Source organism: Pseudarthrobacter sp. Pseusp20, assembly GCF_059492155.1.
The window spans coordinates 1803201-1820436 of the sequence record NZ_CP168521.1 but is presented as its reverse complement, the minus strand read 5'-3'; the positions used below and the strand labels follow the sequence as shown (position 1 = coordinate 1820436).

At 67.0% G+C, this 17236-nt stretch carries 19 protein-coding genes; 4 read left to right on the top strand and 15 right to left on the bottom strand.

All coding sequences use genetic code 11. The annotated features are described in order from the left end of the window. Nucleotides 1–54: 54 nt before the first annotated feature. Both ACEN9K_RS08460 and ACEN9K_RS08455 read right to left on the bottom strand, forming a co-directional pair. Nucleotides 55–849 (bottom strand): sulfite exporter TauE/SafE family protein, encoded by a 795-nt coding sequence (locus ACEN9K_RS08460; RefSeq protein ID WP_056389888.1) that lies wholly within the window; start codon nucleotides 847–849, stop codon nucleotides 55–57. Continuing rightward, nucleotides 846–2657, bottom strand: a complete 1812-nt coding sequence (locus tag ACEN9K_RS08455; RefSeq protein WP_478222068.1) for a proline--tRNA ligase — start codon at nucleotides 2655–2657, stop codon at nucleotides 846–848. Before ACEN9K_RS08455 ends, ACEN9K_RS08460 begins: the two co-directional genes overlap by 4 nt. A 399-nt stretch (nucleotides 2658–3056) precedes the next feature. On the opposite strand from ACEN9K_RS08455, the gene ACEN9K_RS08450 reads away from it, so the two are divergent. The 3 genes from ACEN9K_RS08450 to ACEN9K_RS08440 all read left to right on the top strand — a co-directional run bounded on the left by ACEN9K_RS08450 (nucleotide 3057) and on the right by ACEN9K_RS08440 (nucleotide 5280). Continuing rightward, on the top strand, nucleotides 3057–3890 hold the full coding sequence (locus tag ACEN9K_RS08450) for an ABC transporter ATP-binding protein (protein ID WP_478222069.1): 834 nt from the start codon (nucleotides 3057–3059) through the stop codon (nucleotides 3888–3890). Further along, nucleotides 3890–4645 (top strand): ABC transporter permease, encoded by a 756-nt coding sequence (locus ACEN9K_RS08445; RefSeq protein ID WP_056389897.1) that lies wholly within the window; start codon nucleotides 3890–3892, stop codon nucleotides 4643–4645. Before ACEN9K_RS08450 ends, ACEN9K_RS08445 begins: the two co-directional genes overlap by 1 nt. A 92-nt stretch (nucleotides 4646–4737) precedes the next feature. After that, nucleotides 4738–5280 (top strand): TetR/AcrR family transcriptional regulator, encoded by a 543-nt coding sequence (locus tag ACEN9K_RS08440; protein ID WP_478223455.1) that lies wholly within the window; start codon nucleotides 4738–4740, stop codon nucleotides 5278–5280. A gap of 33 nt (nucleotides 5281–5313) precedes the next feature. On the opposite strand, the gene ACEN9K_RS08435 is transcribed toward ACEN9K_RS08440, so the two are convergent. From ACEN9K_RS08435 to dxr, 9 genes are all read right to left on the bottom strand, one after another. Further along, nucleotides 5314–5880, bottom strand: coding sequence for a hypothetical protein (locus ACEN9K_RS08435; protein WP_478222070.1), 567 nt, complete (start codon nucleotides 5878–5880; stop codon nucleotides 5314–5316). Between the two features lie 4 nt (nucleotides 5881–5884). Next, a complete protein-coding gene (locus ACEN9K_RS08430; RefSeq protein ID WP_268002874.1) occupies nucleotides 5885–6031 on the bottom strand; it encodes a hypothetical protein in 147 nt (48 codons plus the stop codon). Nucleotides 6032–6134: 103 nt separating this feature from the next. Further along, entirely contained in the window at nucleotides 6135–7025 is an 891-nt protein-coding gene (locus tag ACEN9K_RS08425) for a GNAT family N-acetyltransferase (RefSeq protein WP_056389905.1), read from the bottom strand. After that, the gene (gene ispG / locus ACEN9K_RS08420; protein ID WP_018771945.1) at nucleotides 6988–8154 is read right to left on the bottom strand and encodes a flavodoxin-dependent (E)-4-hydroxy-3-methylbut-2-enyl-diphosphate synthase; all 1167 of its coding nucleotides are present in this window, start codon (nucleotides 8152–8154) and stop codon (nucleotides 6988–6990) included. The genes ACEN9K_RS08425 and ispG overlap by 38 nt, the downstream gene beginning before the upstream one ends. A 34-nt stretch (nucleotides 8155–8188) precedes the next feature. Beyond that, complete coding sequence (locus tag ACEN9K_RS08415) at nucleotides 8189–8482, bottom strand: YciI family protein (protein WP_495635539.1); 294 nt, start codon at nucleotides 8480–8482, stop codon at nucleotides 8189–8191. A gap of 172 nt (nucleotides 8483–8654) precedes the next feature. After that, nucleotides 8655–9278, bottom strand: a complete 624-nt coding sequence (locus tag ACEN9K_RS08410; RefSeq protein ID WP_495635538.1) for a hypothetical protein — start codon at nucleotides 9276–9278, stop codon at nucleotides 8655–8657. A gap of 63 nt (nucleotides 9279–9341) precedes the next feature. Continuing rightward, entirely contained in the window at nucleotides 9342–10046 is a 705-nt protein-coding gene (locus tag ACEN9K_RS08405) for a MarR family transcriptional regulator (protein ID WP_377204785.1), read from the bottom strand. A gap of 77 nt (nucleotides 10047–10123) precedes the next feature. Then, the gene (locus tag ACEN9K_RS08400; RefSeq protein WP_134164470.1) at nucleotides 10124–11455 is read right to left on the bottom strand and encodes a M50 family metallopeptidase; all 1332 of its coding nucleotides are present in this window, start codon (nucleotides 11453–11455) and stop codon (nucleotides 10124–10126) included. Nucleotides 11456–11472: 17 nt separating this feature from the next. Further along, complete coding sequence (gene dxr / locus ACEN9K_RS08395; RefSeq protein WP_495635537.1) at nucleotides 11473–12657, bottom strand: 1-deoxy-D-xylulose-5-phosphate reductoisomerase; 1185 nt, start codon at nucleotides 12655–12657, stop codon at nucleotides 11473–11475. A 102-nt stretch (nucleotides 12658–12759) separates the two neighbouring features. Between dxr and ACEN9K_RS08390 the strand changes: the two genes are divergently transcribed. Continuing rightward, the gene (locus ACEN9K_RS08390; RefSeq protein WP_495635536.1) at nucleotides 12760–14229 is read left to right on the top strand and encodes a lipase maturation factor family protein; all 1470 of its coding nucleotides are present in this window, start codon (nucleotides 12760–12762) and stop codon (nucleotides 14227–14229) included. An 18-nt stretch (nucleotides 14230–14247) separates the two neighbouring features. Here the strand turns inward: ACEN9K_RS08390 and ACEN9K_RS08385 are convergent, their stop codons facing one another. Genes ACEN9K_RS08385 through ACEN9K_RS08370 form a run of 4 tightly spaced genes read right to left on the bottom strand, consistent with a single transcriptional unit; the run spans nucleotide 14248 to nucleotide 17214 of the window. After that, nucleotides 14248–15081, bottom strand: a complete 834-nt coding sequence (locus ACEN9K_RS08385; RefSeq protein ID WP_018771677.1) for an HpcH/HpaI aldolase/citrate lyase family protein — start codon at nucleotides 15079–15081, stop codon at nucleotides 14248–14250. Next, entirely contained in the window at nucleotides 15078–15635 is a 558-nt protein-coding gene (locus tag ACEN9K_RS08380; protein ID WP_018771676.1) for a MaoC family dehydratase, read from the bottom strand. The genes ACEN9K_RS08385 and ACEN9K_RS08380 overlap by 4 nt, the downstream gene beginning before the upstream one ends. Then, nucleotides 15632–16414: a CoA transferase subunit B gene (locus ACEN9K_RS08375; protein ID WP_478222076.1), complete on the bottom strand. Its 783-nt coding sequence runs from the start codon at nucleotides 16412–16414 to the stop codon at nucleotides 15632–15634. The genes ACEN9K_RS08380 and ACEN9K_RS08375 overlap by 4 nt, the downstream gene beginning before the upstream one ends. Beyond that, nucleotides 16411–17214 (bottom strand): CoA transferase subunit A, encoded by an 804-nt coding sequence (locus tag ACEN9K_RS08370; protein ID WP_018771674.1) that lies wholly within the window; start codon nucleotides 17212–17214, stop codon nucleotides 16411–16413. Before ACEN9K_RS08370 ends, ACEN9K_RS08375 begins: the two co-directional genes overlap by 4 nt. Nucleotides 17215–17236: the final 22 nt, after the last annotated feature.

Below are 17236 nucleotides of genomic sequence, written 5' to 3'. Positions count from 1 at the left end.
CTGCATGCTACGCCGGGCCGGTCCACGCCACGAGGAGCAGTTTTTAGGGACCGGTCAGGCGAAGTTTTCCTGCCAGACGTCGTAGCCGAGCTTGATGATCAGGGCCGCAACAACCACCAGGAAGACAATGCGGACAAACTTGCTCCCCTGCTGCACTGCCGTGCGGGCGCCAAGGTAGCCGCCGGCCATGTTGGCTCCGCCGAGCAGCAGGCCGATGCCCCACAGGATGGATCCGTGCGGCAGGAAGAACAGCAGTGCGCCGGCGTTGGTGGCCATGTTCACGATCTTGGCCTTGGCGCTGGCCTCGAGGAACGCGTAACCCATGGCGGACACCAGGGCGATGACCAGGAAGGATCCCGTCCCCGGGCCAATGAGGCCGTCGTAAAAGCCGATCACTGCCCCGATGAGGCAGGCAACGACGTAATGCTTGTGGCCGTCGTGGCGCAGCGCTGTCAGCTCACCGACCCCGGGTTTCAGGGCGGTAAACAGCGCGACGGCGACCAGCGCCACCACGATGATGGGCTTGAATACCCCGGCCGGCAGGGTGGCAGCAAGGCTCGCCCCGCCGAAACTGCCCGCCAGGGCTATCACTGCCATGGGGATGGCGGTCCGGAGGTCCGGGCCCACCCGCCGGTAGTAGGTGGCGGCGCTGGTGGCGGTTCCGAAGATGGAGCCCATCTTGTTGGTGGCCAGCGCCTGGACGGGTGCGATCCCGGGTACCAGGAGCAGCGCGGGAAGCTGGATAAGCCCCCCGCCGCCCACCACCGCGTCAACCCACCCGGCTGCGAATCCAGCCACCACGATCAGGATGATGGTGGCGGGCTGGATCGATTCGAAGCCGGAAATCACTGGTTTCGAACGGCGTTAACCACGTAGTCCACGGCCTTGTCCACCTCGATGTTCTCGGCTTCCCCGCTGCGGCGGTCCTTGATTTCCACCACGCCGTCCACCAGGCCGCGGCCCACGGCCAGGATGGTGGGCACACCAACCAGCTCAGCGTCGCCAAACTTCACGCCCGGCGAAACCTTGGGGCGGTCGTCGTAGATGACGGACAGGCCGGCGTCCTCGAGCTCAGCCGAAAGCTTTTCGGCAGCCTGGAAGACCTCCTCGCCACGACCCACTGCCACCACATGCACGTCGGCCGGGGCTACGGTGCGGGGCCAGACGAGTCCGCGGTCATCGTGGTTGGCCTCGGCCAAAGCGGCAACGGCGCGGGTCACGCCAACGCCGTAGGAGCCCATGGTGACCACCACCTGCTTGCCGTTCTGGTCCAGCACCTTGAGGTCCAGGGCTTCGGCGTACTTGCGGCCGAGCTGGAAGATGTGGCCCATCTCAATGCCGCGGGCGGTCTCCAGGGGGCCCGAGCCATCGGGTGAGGGGTCGCCCGCGCGTACTTCGGTGCACTCAATGACGCCGTCCCAGCCGAAGTCGCGTCCGGCCACCAGGCCGAAGACGTGCTTGCCCGCCTCGTTGGCGCCGGTAATCCACGTTGTTCCGCTGACCACGCGCGGGTCCACCAGGTACAGCAGCTTGGTGGCACTGTCGGATCCGAGGAGCGGCTGGTCCAGCGAAAGCCCCGGGCCCAGGTAGCCCTTGACGATCAGCGGCTGCTTCTTGAGGTCGTCCTCGCCGGCCTGCTCGAGTCCGATCTCGCCCGCGATCGGCAGGAAGGCGCCAATGTTCGCCTCCACGCGCTTGAGGTCCACGGCGCGGTCGCCGGGGACGCCGATGACCACCAGCTGCCGCTCACCGGTGGGCAGCGTGACGGCGAGGACCACGTTCTTGAGCGTGTCCGCCGCAGTCCAGGCGCCGCCGTCGGCCTCTTCGCGCGGGGCAATCTGGTTCGCCGCGGCGACCAGCGTCTCGATGGTGGGGGTGTCCGGGGTGTCCAGGACCTCTGCGGCCGGGGCGTTGCTGAAGTCGATATCGTCGGGGACCACGGTGGTGACGGCTTCGACGTTGGCTGCATAACCGCCGGCCGAGCGGACGAAGGTGTCCTCGCCGATCTCGGTGGGGAACAGGAATTCCTCGCTCTTGGACCCGCCCATGGCACCCGCGGTGGCTGCCACCGGAACCACCTCGAGGCCCAGGCGCTCGAAGATCTTCAGGTAGGCGCCCCGGTGGGCTGCGTAGCTGGCGTCCAGGCCGGCGTCGTCGACGTCGAAGGAGTAGGAGTCCTTCATGATGAACTCACGGCCGCGGAGGAGCCCTGCCCGCGGGCGTGCCTCGTCACGGTACTTGTTCTGGATCTGGTACAGGCTCAACGGGAGGTCCTTGTACGACGAGTACAGGTCCTTGACCAGGAGCGTGAACATCTCCTCATGGGTGGGGGCCAACAGGTAGTCCGCACCCTTGCGGTCCTGGAGCCGGAACAGGCCTTCACCGTATTCGGTCCAGCGGTTGGTGGCCTCGTACGGCTCGCGGGGCAGCAGGGCCGGGAAGTGGACTTCCTGGGCGCCGATGGCAGCCATTTCCTCACGGATGATTTCCTCGACCTTGCGCAGCACGCTCAGCCCCAGCGGAAGCCAGGTGTAGATGCCGGGGGCCGCCCGGCGGATGTAGCCGGCGCGGACCAGGAGTTTGTGGCTGGCAACCTCGGCATCGACGGGGTCTTCGCGCAGCGTGCGCAGGAAAAGCTGGGACAGTCGTATGACCACGGGTGGTATCCGTTTCTGGGGAAGTGCTGGGTCAGCAGGGCCGGACAATTCGTCTGGGTACTAATCTACCGGCACTCAACAAGCGGCACGGACTGCGGACCCCGGACACAGTAGGGCCACGCCCGGCAATACAAAGCCCCTGGCCCCCCAATGAGGCTGGTCATCGCATCCGGGCGTGGCCCAACGCCGTTATCGCCTAAGTACTGGTGAGGACTGGTGAGACCGCCCACCCCACTTCCAGCGCAGCTAGGTTGAACCTATGTGATCGCGCACACGTTTGACAAGTGTTTTTACTTTATGAACCTGTTGACGGCTGTCAGGGCCAGGCCTAGCTTTAATTCATCAGGTGATGAATTAGCCGTTGTGCGGCGCCACCTGCGGACGCGCCCGGAGGCAACAATGTCCCATGCAGCATCCACTACGTTGGACCGCGGTGGCGCGGCCGGTGCGGTCGTGGCCGCGTCGCTCTCTGTCAAACTGCGGCGGCAAGCCGTGCTCCACAGTGTGGACTTCACCATCCCGGCGGGACGGATCACCGGCCTGCTGGGGCCCTCCGGGAGCGGCAAGACCACCCTGATGCGGACCATCGTGGGAGCGCAGCGCATTGCCGCCGGAACCCTCGAGGTGCTGGGGCTGCCCGCCGGAAGCCCGTCCCTGCGGCGGCAGGTGGGCTACGTTACCCAGTCACCCAGCATCTACCCCGACCTCACGGTCGAAGCGAACGTGCGCTATTTCGGCGCCATGCACCGGAAAGGCAAAGCCGACGTGGCGGAGGCGATTGACGCCGTCGGACTTGGCGCCCTGTCCCGCCGCAAGACGGCCGACCTGTCCGGCGGCCAGGTCAACCGGGTATCCCTGGCCTGCGCCCTGGTGGCGAAGCCACGGCTGCTGGTACTGGATGAGCCCACGGTGGGCCTGGATCCCGTGCTGCGCGCGGACCTTTGGGACCGTTTCCGGGCCATGGCGGAGTCAGGAACAACACTCCTCATATCCAGCCACGTCATGGAGGAGGCAAGCCGCTGCGAAACGCTGCTGCTGTTGCGCGAGGGGCGGCTTTTGGCCCAGCTCACGCCGGAAGAGCTGGGCAGGCAGGGGCACAGCGCCAACCTGGAGCAGGCCTTCCTGGCCATCATCAGGGAGCAGGAAAATTACGACGCCGGGATCCCGCCGAAGCGCCATGCCGGCAGGAGCGGCGAAGGGGCAAGGATGCAACAGGGCAGGAGCGTGCGGTGATGGACGTCCGGATGATGCTCGCGACGGCACGCAGGGTGCTCAGCCAGCTCCGCCATGACCACCGCAGCATCGCCATGATCCTGGTGGTCCCGGCACTGCTGCTCACGGCGGTGTACTTCCTCTACGAAAATGAGTCAGTCCCGCCAGGCGCGCCACGCACGTTCGACCGCGTTGGCCTGATGATGCTGGCCATTTTTCCGTTCGTGGTGATGTTCCTGGTCACCTCGATCACCATGCTTCGGGAGCGCACCTCCGGAACCCTGGAGCGGCTGCTGACGACGCCCGTCCACAAGGCCGACCTGCTGTTCGGCTACGGTGTGGCCTTTTCCCTGATGGCCGCCCTGCAGTCCCTGGTGGCCACGGCTGTGGCGTACTGGATTTTCGGGCTCGACATCGCGGGGGCACCGGGTTACGTGGTGCTGATCGCTGTGATCAACGCCGTCCTGGGGGTGGCCCTTGGCCTGTTCTGTTCGGCGTTCGCCAGGACCGAGTTCCAGGCGGTCCAGTTCATGCCAGTGGTGGTGGTGCCGCAGATCCTGTTGTGTGGGCTGTTCGTGGCGCGCGACCGGATGAATGATGTGCTGGAAGCGATCTCCAATGTGCTGCCCCTGACTTTTTCCGTGGATGCCCTCCAGGAGGTGGCGTCCCACGCGGAGGCGACCGGGCGGCTGTGGCAGGACGCGGGCACCATGGCGGCCATCTCCTTTGGTGTCCTGGTCCTCGCCGCCTTCACGCTGCGGCGGCGGACTCCGTGAAGCTGTCCCGTCCTTCAACCGGCCCGGAGGGCCCTGATGCGTTTCCGGTCCGCAGGGGCCGCCGGGGCGGCGCCACGGAGTCCCGGGAGCACATCCTCGACGCCGCCCGGAAGCTCTTCGCCGAGCACGGCTTCGAGGGAACCAGCCTGCGGCAGGTGGCCCGCGCCGCAGGGGTGGATCCGGGAATGGTCCACCACTTCTTCAAGGGCAAGGATGAACTCTTTGCCCTCAGCGTGGAGCTGCCGGCCGACCCGGAACAGGTGCTGGCGGGCGTGGCGGACTCGGACCCCGCCCAGCGGGCGGAACTGATCGTCCGCACGGTGCTCCGCCTGTGGGAGAGCCCCGCGCAGGCCGGCCTGCTGGCCTTCCTTCGCGGGACGATCGGGTCCAAGGCCAAAACGGCACTCCTGCGGGAAACGGTGACCCGCAGGGTGATCACCAGGATCATGGCAGCTGTTCCCGGGACGCCTGAAGAGGTGGCGCTGCGCGGAAGCCTGGTGGCCACCCAGGTGGTGGGCCTGATGATGGTGCGCTACGTGGTCCGGCTGGAGCCGCTCGCGTCCGCAGCCCCCGAGGACGTGGTGCGGCTGGTCGCGCCGGCTGTCCAGCGGTACCTCACCGGGCCCCTGTCCTGAGGAGGTCGACGGACGTGTCCCGGAAGCCGGGTTCTACTTGACCAGGGCGGCAGCCGAGTCCAGGAGCGCACCTGCCCGACGGACCGCGTCGGTTTCGCTTTCGCCGCCGGACGCCACCGAGGCGATCAGTACGCCGCGGTGGACCACCTGCGCCCTGACCATGGACTGCGTGCGGCCATCTGGCAACGCACTGTCCGTGCGGTAGGCGACGGCGCCCGGCAGCCCGGTGACACCCGTTACCGGAGTAATGGTGACGGCAACGTCCATGCCTGACACCGTCATGGTCATGGAGGAGCACTTCGCCAGCTGCTCGGACGGGTCCGTAACCTGGGCCAGGACGCCTTTATCCAGGCCGGCCACCAGCGACAGGGCCGTGACCGCGCCGGTGGCGGTGTCAGTACTCATGCCTATCGCCATGGTTGCATCCTCCACGGACGGCACCGTGCCCGCCGCAGCGAGTTCCTTGCACTCCGCCGGCTGGACGTCGACGGAGGAGATCATGGCCTTGGTTTGCTCGATCGCCGCAGCGATGTCGGCCTTCGGCAGGACGGAAAGCCTGCGGTCGGCAGCATCCCGGACCTGCCCCACGATGGCAGCCAACTGGTCACTGGTGTAACCCGTGGCTGTTGGCGTGGGCGTTGGTGTCGGGGTGGGCGTCGGCGTCGGGGTTGGCGACGCGGTCGGTGTTTGAGGGGCTGCAACCGTGGCCGGTGAAGAGTCCGCTGACTGCGGGGCGGCCGGACCGCCACATGCCGAAACCGCTATGGCCAGAAGGGCCGATGCCCCGAAAGTTCCCAGCACGGACGTCTTCAATTTTTCCCCCAATATTCAAATGAACGCGGACCGCTGCCCGGTTAGAAAAGAACTGTAGCGAACGTCCCCACCTGGCGGAACCCCACACGTTCGTAGGTGGACCGCGCCCGGGTGTTGAAGCCGTTCACGTAGAGGCTGGTCACGGGGGCGATCTGCCGGGCCTTTTCCACCACTGCCGACATGTAGCCCGCGCTCAGCCCCCGGCCGCGGAAGATCGGGTTCATCCAGACGCCCTGGACCTGGGTGACGTCGTCGGTGACTGCCCCGAGCTCGGCTTTGAACACCACCTCGCGGGCGTTGTTGAGGTGGACCAGGGAATGTCCCTGCCTGATGAGGCCCTCCACGCGGCGGCTGTAGAATTCCCTGCCGCCGAGGTAGGGCGAGTACCCCACCTCTTCCTCGAACATGGCGGCGCAGGCGGGAAGGATGCGGTCGAAGTCGGCGAGGTTCCCTTGGTCCAGGCCGCGGTTGGGCTGGACAAGGGGCGGTCCGTCGATGATCATCAGCGGCTGGTCAGCCCTGACCTCGTGTGCACGGTGGCCCAGCACAGCGAGCTCGGCGTTGAGTGCCAGCACTGCGGGGGCCGGCCCAAAGGCAGACGCATACCGGCGGCCGGAACTGTTTGCGGCGTCCGCTACAAGGGGCGCCAGGGCGGGATCAAGCTGGACCGGAACCAGGTTGGCTCCGGCCCAGCAGGCACCCGTCAGGATGCCGTCGTCGAAAACCCCGATCACACCGGCGCCCCCGCTGGTGGGCGCCGCAGTCCCCGTGGCCCGCAGGTGGGCCAGGATGAACACGTTGGCCACAGGGTCCTGCTGGGCCAGCAGTTTCAGCGCGGGAGTGTCCTGGCCATCAAGCGTGCGGACAGAAAGCCCCGCAGGGTCTGGAGTCTCCCTACGAGACGCTAACCACGGGGCTACCCTTGACAGCATCTTCGCCATCGGCCTCCCCCATCTCTTCCGCGATACGCATAGCCTCTTCGATCAGTGTCTCAACAATTGCGCTCTCGGGAACAGTCTTGATGACCTCGCCCTTAACGAAGATCTGGCCCTTGCCGTTGCCCGAAGCCACGCCAAGGTCAGCCTCGCGCGCTTCGCCGGGGCCGTTCACGACGCAGCCCATGACCGCCACGCGGAGGGGAATTTCCATCCCTTCGAGCCCGGCGGTGACCTGTTCAGCCAGAGTGTACACGTCAACCTGGGCACGGCCGCAGGAAGGACAGGACACGATTTCCAGCTTGCGGGGCCGCAGGTTCAGCGATTGGAGGATCTGGTTGCCCACCTTGATTTCCTCCACCGGGGGCGCGGAGAGGGACACGCGGATGGTGTCACCGATTCCCCGGGAAAGGAGCGCGCCGAAGGCCGTGGCGGACTTGATGGTGCCCTGGAACGCCGGCCCGGCCTCCGTGACGCCAAGGTGCAGGGGCCAGTCACCCTTTTCGGCGAGCATTTCGTAGGCTGCCACCATGATCACGGGGTCGTTGTGCTTCACGGAAATCTTGAAGTCGTGGAAGCCGTGCTCCTCGAAAAGGGAGGCTTCCCAGACGGCTGATTCAACCAGTGCTTCGGGGGTGGCCTTGCCGTACTTCTTGAGGATGCCCGGCTCCAGGGACCCGGCATTGACGCCGATGCGGATGGAGGTGCCGTGGTCCTTGGCGGCGGCGGCAATCTCCTTGACCTGGTCATCGAACTTGCGGATGTTTCCAGGATTCACGCGCACGGCTGCGCAGCCTGCTTCGATGGCCGCAAAGACGTACTTGGGCTGGAAGTGGATGTCCGCGATGACCGGGATCTGGGACTTCCGGGCGATGATGGGCAGCGCCTCGGCATCGTCGGCGGACGGGCAGGCGACGCGGACAATGTCGCAGCCGGACGCCGTGAGTTCGGCGATCTGCTGCAGCGTGGCGTTGATGTCCGTGGTGGGCGTGGTGGTCATCGACTGCACGCTGATGGGGAAATCAGATCCCACGCCTACCGAGCCGACTTTGATCTGGCGCGTCTTGCGGCGGGGGGCAAGGACGGGCGGTGGTGCTGACGGCATTCCCAGGCTGACCGAGGTCACGTGGACTCCTTGAGTTGAAAGGGTGAAAAGGCGGCTACGCGGCGATCCCGGCCAGCATGCCGGTTACCGGAGACCATTCGGTGATGCGGGTTCCGGCGACCACTCCGGCCGCGGCGAAAGGATCCTGCTTGAGGATCGAGTTGAGGGCGCCTTCATCTGTTGCCTTGAAGATCAGCAGGGCGCCCGCGCCGTCAGCGTAGGGTCCGCTGGCCACGATGACGCCGTCCTGCGCCAGGCCGCCGGTCCATTCCCGGTGTGCGGGCCGGACCTCGTTGCGGGTGTCGGTGGAGTTGGCGGCATAAACGTACTCAACGGCAAAAACTGTCATACCGCTACCCTATCGCCATGGCCGGCTTGGTACCGTACCGTTCCCCCTGGAGCGAAGTGCCCCGCACCGGAGCAGGCCCGCCGGAGCAGGAGTTTCACTGCCATGGCAGGAGTTTCACTGCCAGGCGGGAGTCTCACTGCCAGGCGGGAGTTTCACTGCCGGTGCGGGAGTTTCACTGCAGGAAGAGGACCTTCACCGCGGCCGCGGTCCCGGCCGCCCAGAGCATGGAGGTGAGGGTCCCGATGATGAAGCGCTCGGCGGCCACCGGCGTCTCCTTCAGTTCGGCGAACCTGCCCAGGCCCTTGATGGCGACGATGTAGGCGATGGCCACGGGTTGGCCGGTGAGGATGGCGAGGCACACCCCCAGCCGCTCCAGCACGCCGATGATGGCGCCGCCGCGCAGGATGCGTTGGCTGGGCAGCGCGGGTCCGGCAGCCGGCCCGCCCGACGCCGGCCCGGCGGCAGGGGCGGTCAGCTCACCGTCCACTGCCTGGCCGGCCGGCCTGCCGGCAGCATCAACCGGCCCATCAGGGGCCGTGACCGCGTCCGGAGCAGTGACCGCGTCCGGGTCCGGGGATGTGGCCCTGCCCGGTTCCCCGCGGCTGGCGATGGGGGAAGGATCGTCCACGGTGACGTCGGCAGAGGGGTCCTGTTCCGTCCTGCGGGCTTCCTCCGCGGCCTTGGCAGCATCGGCTTTGTCGTCGATGGTCCGGGCCAGCTTGAACACCAGCGCAGTGACCGGCCAGCCGGCAAAGCCAGCCACCACCAGCGCCACTGCCACCCAAAGTGCGGTCACCTGTCTCCTTCATTGGGGTTGTCTTCGATCCGGCCGTCCGGCTCCTTCAGATGCTGGACACTCCTATGCCTGGCCGTCGTTGAGTGCCTGGGTAATCTGCGAGTCGGCGTAACCAAGAAGCATGGAGGCTGCCGGCCTGGCTGCCCATTCTTCCTGCCAGCCGGACCGAAGCACGGTTCGGCTCACCGATTGCTCCGAGATTCCAAGTTCACGGGCCACCTGCTTCTGGCTTCCATGCCGGCCCGGGCCCTGGCCACCAGCACCCAGGCGGCGCAGGGCATCCACCACCCGCCACTGGGCTTCCGTGCGGTCCTGGACAAGCCGGCCGAGCAACCGGAGCACTGCTTCCGCGTTGGCACACGCCCGGACCCCCTCCCCCGCAGGAACGCCCCTGCCGGCCTCCCCCGCCATGATGCCGGGCACCACCGACAACGGCACCTGGGAACCGGCGCTTTTGGCGTGTTCAACCGCCCTGCGGGCGGCAACAAAAGCAGTCCCGGTCCCTTCCCGCGGACTGGCATCCGGCGGCAGCGAAACGCTGCCGACGCCGATGCCCACGTACCAGCGCCCTTCGCGGAGCGCGTGCAGTGCTATCTCCACCACGGCGGAAGCCTCCCGCACCACCCCCTGCACCTCGTCCCCGACGGAACGTTCGAACACCGGGTGCGCCGGCCCCGGGAGTTCGAGGCGGGCAACCTGTGCAAGGAAGGACGGAACCCGGTCCTGGTCGCCGGTGCTTCCGCGTTGGTCGATGGTCATGACGAACATTCATCAACCATAGGCGGTTGATCCCGTATGATCAATCGCATTTGGCTGATTTTTCGGAGTCAGCCGAAACTGAATGACTATCCGAAGAGATTGACGGGCTTGACGATGTCTGCGTAGATCAGCAGCGCGCTCATCCCCATCAGCAGCGCTGCAACCACGTACGTGACGGGAAGCAGCTTGGCGATGTCGAACGCTCCGGGATCCGGCCGTCCGCGGAGCTTTGCCACCCGGCGCCGAATGCCCTCATACAGGGCCCCGGCAACATGGCCGCCGTCGAGCGGCAGGAGCGGAATCAGGTTGAACACGGCAAGCGCAAAGTTCAGTCCGGCCAGCAGGCCAACAAGCGTAGCCACCCGGGACTGCAGCGGTACGGCCTCCATGGCCGCCACCTCGCCCGCCACCCTGCCGACGCCCACCACGCTGATGGGGCCGTTGGGGTCGCGGGGCTCTTCGCTGAAGGCTGCCTTCGCCACTCCCACCACACGGGCCGGCAGATTGAAGACAACGCCGGCCACCTGGCGGATGTTCTCCCCCGCCATGGGCAGGACGGACGACGCCGGCTGGGCCACCAACGCCGTTTGCGCACCGATGCCGAGGAATCCCACGTCCTGGTACTGGAGGTTGCCGGCAGCATCGGTGGCCTGCCGTCCGTCGCTTCCCATCACGGGCCGCGCCGACAGGACGGGGGTCACTGTGGTTGACACGGGATTGCCGTCCCGCTGCACGGTGATGGCTACTTCCCTGCCGGCAGAGGCGCGGATCCACTCCGTCAACTGCTCCCAGCTGGTGACGGGTTTGCCGTCGAAGGAAGTAATCGTGTCGTTTGGCTTCAACCCGGCCGCCGCGGCGGGCGTCAGCCGGCAGTCCGCAGAGTCGGGATCGACGGTTTGGCCCGCGGCCACCTGGCATTTGGAGACGTCCGAAATGGTGGTGGTGGCGGTGGCAATGCCGAAGCCCATCAGCAGCACGGCGGTGAGCAGCACGCCAAGGATCATGTTCATGGCCGGGCCGCCCAGCATCACAATCACTTTTTTCCAGACCGGCAGGCGGTAGAAGACCCGGTGTTCGTCGCCCGGCCCCACTTCCTCGTGGGCCATGGAGCGGGCCTCGGTGGCAAGTGTCTGGAACATGCCCGTGCTGGAGGGGCGGACCGAGCCGTCGTCCTTGTTCGGCGGGTACATGCCGATCATGGAGACGTAGCCGCCCAGCGGAACGGCCTTCACGCCGTACTCGGTTTCGCCCCTCCGGCGGGACCACAGCGTTGGCCCGAAGCCGATCATGTACTTGGTCACGCGGACTTTGAAGAGCTTGGCCGGCACCAGGTGCCCCACCTCGTGGAGCGCGATGGACACGGCAATACCCAGGGCGACGAAGACGACGCCGAGGATGAAAAGTAGGACAGGGGTCATGGAGGTGGTGCTGCTTCCTAGAGACTTCTGACTGCTAAACGTTCGTGGGCCCGGGCACGTGCCCAGCTTTCAGCATCCAGCACTGAATCCACCGTCAGCCCGGAGGAACCTGAGTGTTCGCTGAGCACACTGTCCACGGTATCGACGATGTCGGTAAACCGGATCCGGCCGTCGTGGAACGCCGTCACTGCCTCTTCATTGGCCGCATTGAACACGGCAGGGAAGGTGCTTCCCTGCCGGGCGGCGTCCTTGGCAAGGCCGACGGCGGGGAAGGCCTCGGCGTCCAGCGGCTCGAAGGTCCAGGTAGCGGCCTGGGTCCAGTCGCACGGGCTGGCGGCCTTGGGCACGCGCGCAGGCCAGCCAAGCCCCAGGGCGATGGGCAGCCGCATGTCGGGCGGCGAGGCCTGGGCGATGGTGGAGCCGTCGACGAACTGGACCATTGAGTGGACGATGGACTGGGGGTGGACTACCACGTCGATCCGGTCCAACGGGATATCGAACAACAGGTGGGCCTCGATGACCTCCAGGCCCTTGTTGACCAGCGTGGCGGAGTTGGTGGTGACCATCATGCCCATGTCCCAGGTGGGGTGGGCCAGTGCCTGCTGCGGGGTGACGTCGTGGAGCTCGTCCCGGCTCCTGCCCCGGAACGGTCCGCCGGAGGCGGTGAGGATGAGCTTGTCCACTTCGCCGGCGGTGCCTGAACGCAGGCATTGGGCAATCGCGGAATGTTCCGAGTCCACCGGCACGATCTGGCCGTCCCTTGCCGCGGCCTTGACCAGGCTGCCGCCCACGATCAGCGACTCCTTGTTGGCAAGGGCCAGGGTGGCTCCGGACTTAAGGGCCGCCAGGGTGGGTGCCAGGCCGATGGAACCGGTGATTCCGTTGAGCACCACGTCAGCCTCGACGGCGGCGATCCGGGCGGAGGCGTCGGGGCCGGCCACGATCTCCGGGCGGTATTCCGGACGGCCTGCCGCTGCGGCGGCGTCGCGGATCAGGCCTTCCAGCCGTCCGGGGTCTCCGAAGGCGATCCCCACGGCCGCGGCCCCGGTGTGGACAGCCTGCCGGGCCAGGAGTTCCAGGTTGCCGCCCCCGGCACTGAGTGCCACCACCTCGAACAGGTGCGGGGCGCCGTCGACGACGTCAATCGCCTGGGTGCCGATGGAACCGGTGGATCCTAGGAGGACGACTCTGCGTGGCTGCATTGCTTAAGTATCCCGCACCCTTCCCGGCCTGCCTGCGCCCCTGGCCTGCAGACGGGCCTTAGTCGCCTTGACCCGCGGACGGCCGGGCGTAACGTGGATTGAGTGGACTGGCTCACGTGGTTTGATGCGCCGGAGTACGAATTTGCCCGGCAGGTGCTGCAGCGGGGTGTTGCCGCATTGTATTTCGTTGCCTTCCTCTCCACGCTGAACCAGTTTCCCGCCCTGCTCGGCGAGCGCGGCCTCCTCCCGGTGCCGGAGTTCCTGGCGGCATTCACCCGCCTGCGCCGGCCAACGCTGTTCCGCTGGCGGTACTCGGACAGGCTGCTTCGCGGTGTCTGTGCCGGCGGCCTGGTGGTGTCGGCGCTGCTCGTGGCGGGGATACCGCAGGCCGGGCCGCCGTGGGTCCCGATGATCGCCTTCCTGGCCCTGTGGCTGCTGTACATGTCGATCGTGAACGTGGGCCAGACGTTCTATGGGTTCGGCTGGGAAATGCTGCTCCTGGAAGCGGGCTTCACCGTGGCGTTCCTGGGCTCCAACCAGACGGAGCCGCCCCGGACCATCCTGATCCTGATTGTGTGGCTGGTGTTCCGGCTGGAGTTCGGGGCGGGAATGATCAAGATCCGCGGTGGCCGGGAATGGCGGGACCTGACGGCCCTGTACTACCACCACGAGACCCAGCCCATGCCCGGGCCATTGAGCCGGCAGGCCCATCTCCTGCCCAAGCCGCTGCACCGTATCGAAGTCGTGGGCAACCACATCGCCCAGCTGGTGGTGCCGTTCCTGCTGTTCGCCCCGCAGCCGGTGGCCGGCGTGGCGGCGGGGGTCGTCGTCGTGACCCAGCTGTGGCTGGTGGCCAGCGGCAACTTCGCCTGGCTGAACTGGATGGCAATCGTGCTGGCGTTTGCAGCCGTCAGCGATCCCGTGGCGCACGCCGTCATACCGGCAATCCCGGCAGACTGGGACGCCGCCACGGGAGGCCGGCTGGAGACCCCGCTGTGGTGGCTGGCCATCACCCTGGCAGCATCCGCCCTGCTGCTGGCCCTGAGCTACTGGCCGCTGCGGAACCTCTTCTCCCGCCGGCAGCTGATGAATGCCAGCTTCAACCGGTGGCAGCTGGTCAACGCCTACGGCGCGTTCGGCACCGTGACCAGGCAGCGCATCGAGATTGTGGTGGAAGGCACGCTGGACGACGATCCCGACGACGACCCGGAATGGCGCGAGTACGGTTTCAAGGGCAAGCCCGGGGATGTCCGCCGGATTCCGCGGCAGTGGGCCCCGTACCACCTGCGGCTGGACTGGCTGATGTGGTTCCTGCCGCTGCGCAGCGTGCACGAGGAATGGTTCTACGCGTTCCTGGCCAAGCTGCTGGCGGCGGACCGGCAGATGCTGCGGCTGCTGCGGCATGACCCGTTCGACGGCGCCGCGCCGCACTGGGTGCGCGTGCGCAGTTACCATTACCGCTTCGCCACGCGGAAGGAGTTCCGGGAGACGGGGAACCGGTGGGTGCGGACCCTGCTCTACGAGCCCATCCCGCCAACGTCCCTGCGCAGGTCCCCGGGACGCCAACGCTAGCCGAACGTCCCGCTATGCCTACACAGCGGCGCGGCGCACGATCTCCTGGGCGTGCTTGAGGATTGGCCCGTCGATCATTTTCCCCTGGTACTGGAACACTCCCGATCCGGCTGATGCTGCGGCATCCAGGAGGGCAACCGCGGCGGCCACCTCGTCTTCCGAAGGCGCGTAGGCCTTGCGGACCACGGCGGCCTGGCTGGGGTGGATGCAGGCCTTCGAACTGAAGCCCGAGGCCACGGCGTCGGCAGCCTCGGCTGCCAGTCCGTCAAGGTCGGGGATGTTGGTGTAGACCGCATCCACCGCTTCCTTGCCGTAGGCGCGGGCTGCCAGCAGGACGGCGGAGCGGGCGTGCAGCGCAACCGCCCGGTAGGCGCCGTCGTCCTTCCGGCTGGACGTTCCACCCAGGGTGGCCAGCAGGTCCTCGGCGCCCCACATCAGGCCCACCACGTTAGGGGCGGCGGCGATGGCAGGCGCATTGAGCACGCCAAGCGCCGTTTCGCACAGGGCAATCACCTGGTAGCCCTCCAGCGCTTTGAGCTGTTCGGCGGATTCGGCCTTGGCCAGCATCACCGTGCGGTAGGGGGTGTGGGCCAGGCAGTGCAGGTCCTTTTCGAAGTCCTCAGTCCCCACGGGATTCACCCTGACAATGGTGCAGCTGGGTTCGAGCTCAGGTTCCACACCGGTGGTTCCCAGCTGGGCCAGGATGGCGCCTCGGGCGCGCTGCTTGTCGGCCGGCGCCACCGCGTCTTCAAGGTCCAGGATCACGGCGTCTGCCCGGGCGGCGGCTTTCTGGTAGCGCTCCGGCCTGTCGGCGGGGCAGAAAAGCAGTGCGGGGCCCATTACGAAAGTCATACCGGCATTGTCCCCTGTCCGGCGTCCTGCGTCTTGGCGTGGGCGTCGCGCGTCCACATGAGGCAGCTGCGGGTGGCCCGGGCCACGACTGTTCCGTCCTGGTTGCGCCCGGTGTGCTCCATGGTCACGATGCCCTGGCCGGGCCGTGAGGAGGAAAGCCGCTTTCCGGTGACGGCTGTCTCCGTGTAGAGCGTGTCTCCGTGGTAGAGCGGGTGCGGGAAGGAGACGTCGGTCAGGCCCAGCTGGGCGATGATGGTTCCCTGCGTGAGCTGGGTGACGGACTGGCCCACCATGGTGGCCAGGGTGAACATCGAGTTCATGAGCCGCTGGCCGAAGGGCTGCCCGGCGCTCCAGGCAGCGTCCAGGTGCAGGGCCTGGGTGTTCATGGTCAGCGTGGTGAAGAGGACGTTGTCGGCTTCGGTCACGGTGCGTCCGGGCCGGTGGGCGTACAGCACGCCCTCCTCCAGCTCGTCGAAGTACAGCCCGCGCTGCTCGATGACCCGCCGGCCGCCGTCGTCCTTTTGCCTGGAAACCGGACCGTTGCCATCCGTCATACGGTCAGTTCCTGGTCTTCCTCGAACAGGTCGGCGCCGGTGGCGGCCACCACGTCCTCGAGCGATACGTTGGGGGCCAGTTCGCGCAGCACCAGGCGTGAGGGGCCGCCGTCCTTCACGATGTCAATGACGGCGAGGTCCGTGATGATCCGGTCCACACAGCCCTTGCCGGTGAGGGGCAGGGTGCATTGTTTGACGATCTTCGGATTCCCGTTCCGGTCCACATGCTCCATCATCACGATCACCCTCTTGGCCCCGAACACCAGGTCCATGGCACCGCCCATGCCCTTGACCATCTTGCCGGGGATCATCCAGTTGGCGAGGTCGCCGTTCTCCGCCACTTCCATGGCGCCGAGGACGGCGAGGTCCACGTGGCCGCCGCGGATCATGCCAAAGGATGTCGCGGAGTCGAAGAACGCCGCTCCCCTGTTGACCGTCACGGTTTCCTTGCCGGCGTTGATCAGGTCCGGATCCACCGCGTCGTCCGCAGGGTAGGGGCCGACGCCGAGGATGCCGTTCTCCGAGTGCAGCACCACCTCCACCCCGGCGGGGATGTAGTTGGGGATCAGGGTGGGCATCCCGATCCCCAGGTTCACGTACTGGCCGTTGCGAAGCTCCCTGGCCACCCGCGCGGCGAGTTCGTTGCGCGTCCAGCCCTTCGTTTCGGCGGGGGACGTGGAGTCGCCGGGCCCTGCATGCTGCTGGGAACCGGCCCGCCGGTATTCCGCGCGGACGGCTTCGGGGCGCGGCGCTTCAGGGCTGTTCGGATCCATGGTCATGCTCCTGCCTGCTGGTGGCTGCCTGGTGTTCTTCCTCCTGGGCCCGGCGCCGTCAGGGCAACGGTCCGCTTTTCGATCCGCTTCTCCCCGTCCCGGGCCAGGACCACGCGCTGGACGAAGATGCCAGGAGTGTGGATGTGTTCGGGGTCCAGTTCGCCGGGCTCCACGAGTTCCTCCACCTCGGCGATGGTGATCCGGCCGGCCATGGCGCACAGGGGGTTGAAGTTCATGGCGGTGGCATGGAACACCAGGTTGCCGTGGCGGTCGCCCTTCCAGGCGTGCACCAGCCCGAAGTCCGGTGTGAGGGACTCTTCCAGGACGTAGTCCACGCCGCCGAATGACCGCACTTCCTTGGGCGCGGAGGCAACCGCGATGCCGCCGTTGGCGTCGTACTTCTGCGGCAGGCCGCCGTCGGACACCTGCGTGCCCACCCCCGCCTTGGTGTAGAAGGCCGGAATGCCCGCACCACCGGCCCGCAGCTTTTCAGCAAGCGTGCCCTGGGGTGTGAGCACCACCTCGAGCTCACCGGCCAGGTATTGGCGCGCAAATTCCTTGTTCTCGCCCACATAGGAGCTGATGGTGCGGCGGATACGCCCGTCCCGGAGCAGGATGCCCAGGCCCCAGTCGTCCACCCCACAGTTGTTGCTGACGGTCTCCAGACCGGAGGTGCCCGCCCGGTGCAGGGCGTCGATCAGGGCAACCGGAATTCCGCAAAGGCCGAACCCGCCCACCGCCAGCGAGGCGCCGTCCGGGATATCCGCAACCGCCGCGTCGGCGCTGGCAACAACCTTGTCAATCATCAGTGATCCTCTCAGGCCGGCT

Excerpts from the sequence above, each read along its gene's own strand:
- ACEN9K_RS08450 (WP_478222069.1), top strand. The coding sequence starts at position 3,057 with ATGTCCCATGCAGCATCCACTACGTTGGACCGCGGTGGCGCGGCCGGT.
- ACEN9K_RS08445 (WP_056389897.1), top strand. The coding sequence starts at position 3,890 with ATGGACGTCCGGATGATGCTCGCGACGGCACGCAGGGTGCTCAGCCAG.
- ACEN9K_RS08430 (WP_268002874.1), bottom strand. The coding sequence starts at position 6,031 with ATGTGGCGGTCCGGCCGCCCCGCAGTCAGCGGACTCTTCACCGGCCAC.
- ACEN9K_RS08425 (WP_056389905.1), bottom strand. The coding sequence starts at position 7,025 with ATGCTGTCAAGGGTAGCCCCGTGGTTAGCGTCTCGTAGGGAGACTCCA.
- ACEN9K_RS08415 (WP_495635539.1), bottom strand. The coding sequence starts at position 8,482 with ATGACAGTTTTTGCCGTTGAGTACGTTTATGCCGCCAACTCCACCGAC.
- ACEN9K_RS08405 (WP_377204785.1), bottom strand. The coding sequence starts at position 10,046 with ATGTTCGTCATGACCATCGACCAACGCGGAAGCACCGGCGACCAGGAC.
- ACEN9K_RS08400 (WP_134164470.1), bottom strand. The coding sequence starts at position 11,455 with ATGACCCCTGTCCTACTTTTCATCCTCGGCGTCGTCTTCGTCGCCCTG.
- dxr (WP_495635537.1), bottom strand. The coding sequence starts at position 12,657 with ATGCAGCCACGCAGAGTCGTCCTCCTAGGATCCACCGGTTCCATCGGC.
- ACEN9K_RS08385 (WP_018771677.1), bottom strand. The coding sequence starts at position 15,081 with ATGACTTTCGTAATGGGCCCCGCACTGCTTTTCTGCCCCGCCGACAGG.
- ACEN9K_RS08380 (WP_018771676.1), bottom strand. The coding sequence starts at position 15,635 with ATGACGGATGGCAACGGTCCGGTTTCCAGGCAAAAGGACGACGGCGGC.
- ACEN9K_RS08375 (WP_478222076.1), bottom strand. The coding sequence starts at position 16,414 with ATGACCATGGATCCGAACAGCCCTGAAGCGCCGCGCCCCGAAGCCGTC.
- ACEN9K_RS08370 (WP_018771674.1), bottom strand. The coding sequence starts at position 17,214 with ATGATTGACAAGGTTGTTGCCAGCGCCGACGCGGCGGTTGCGGATATC.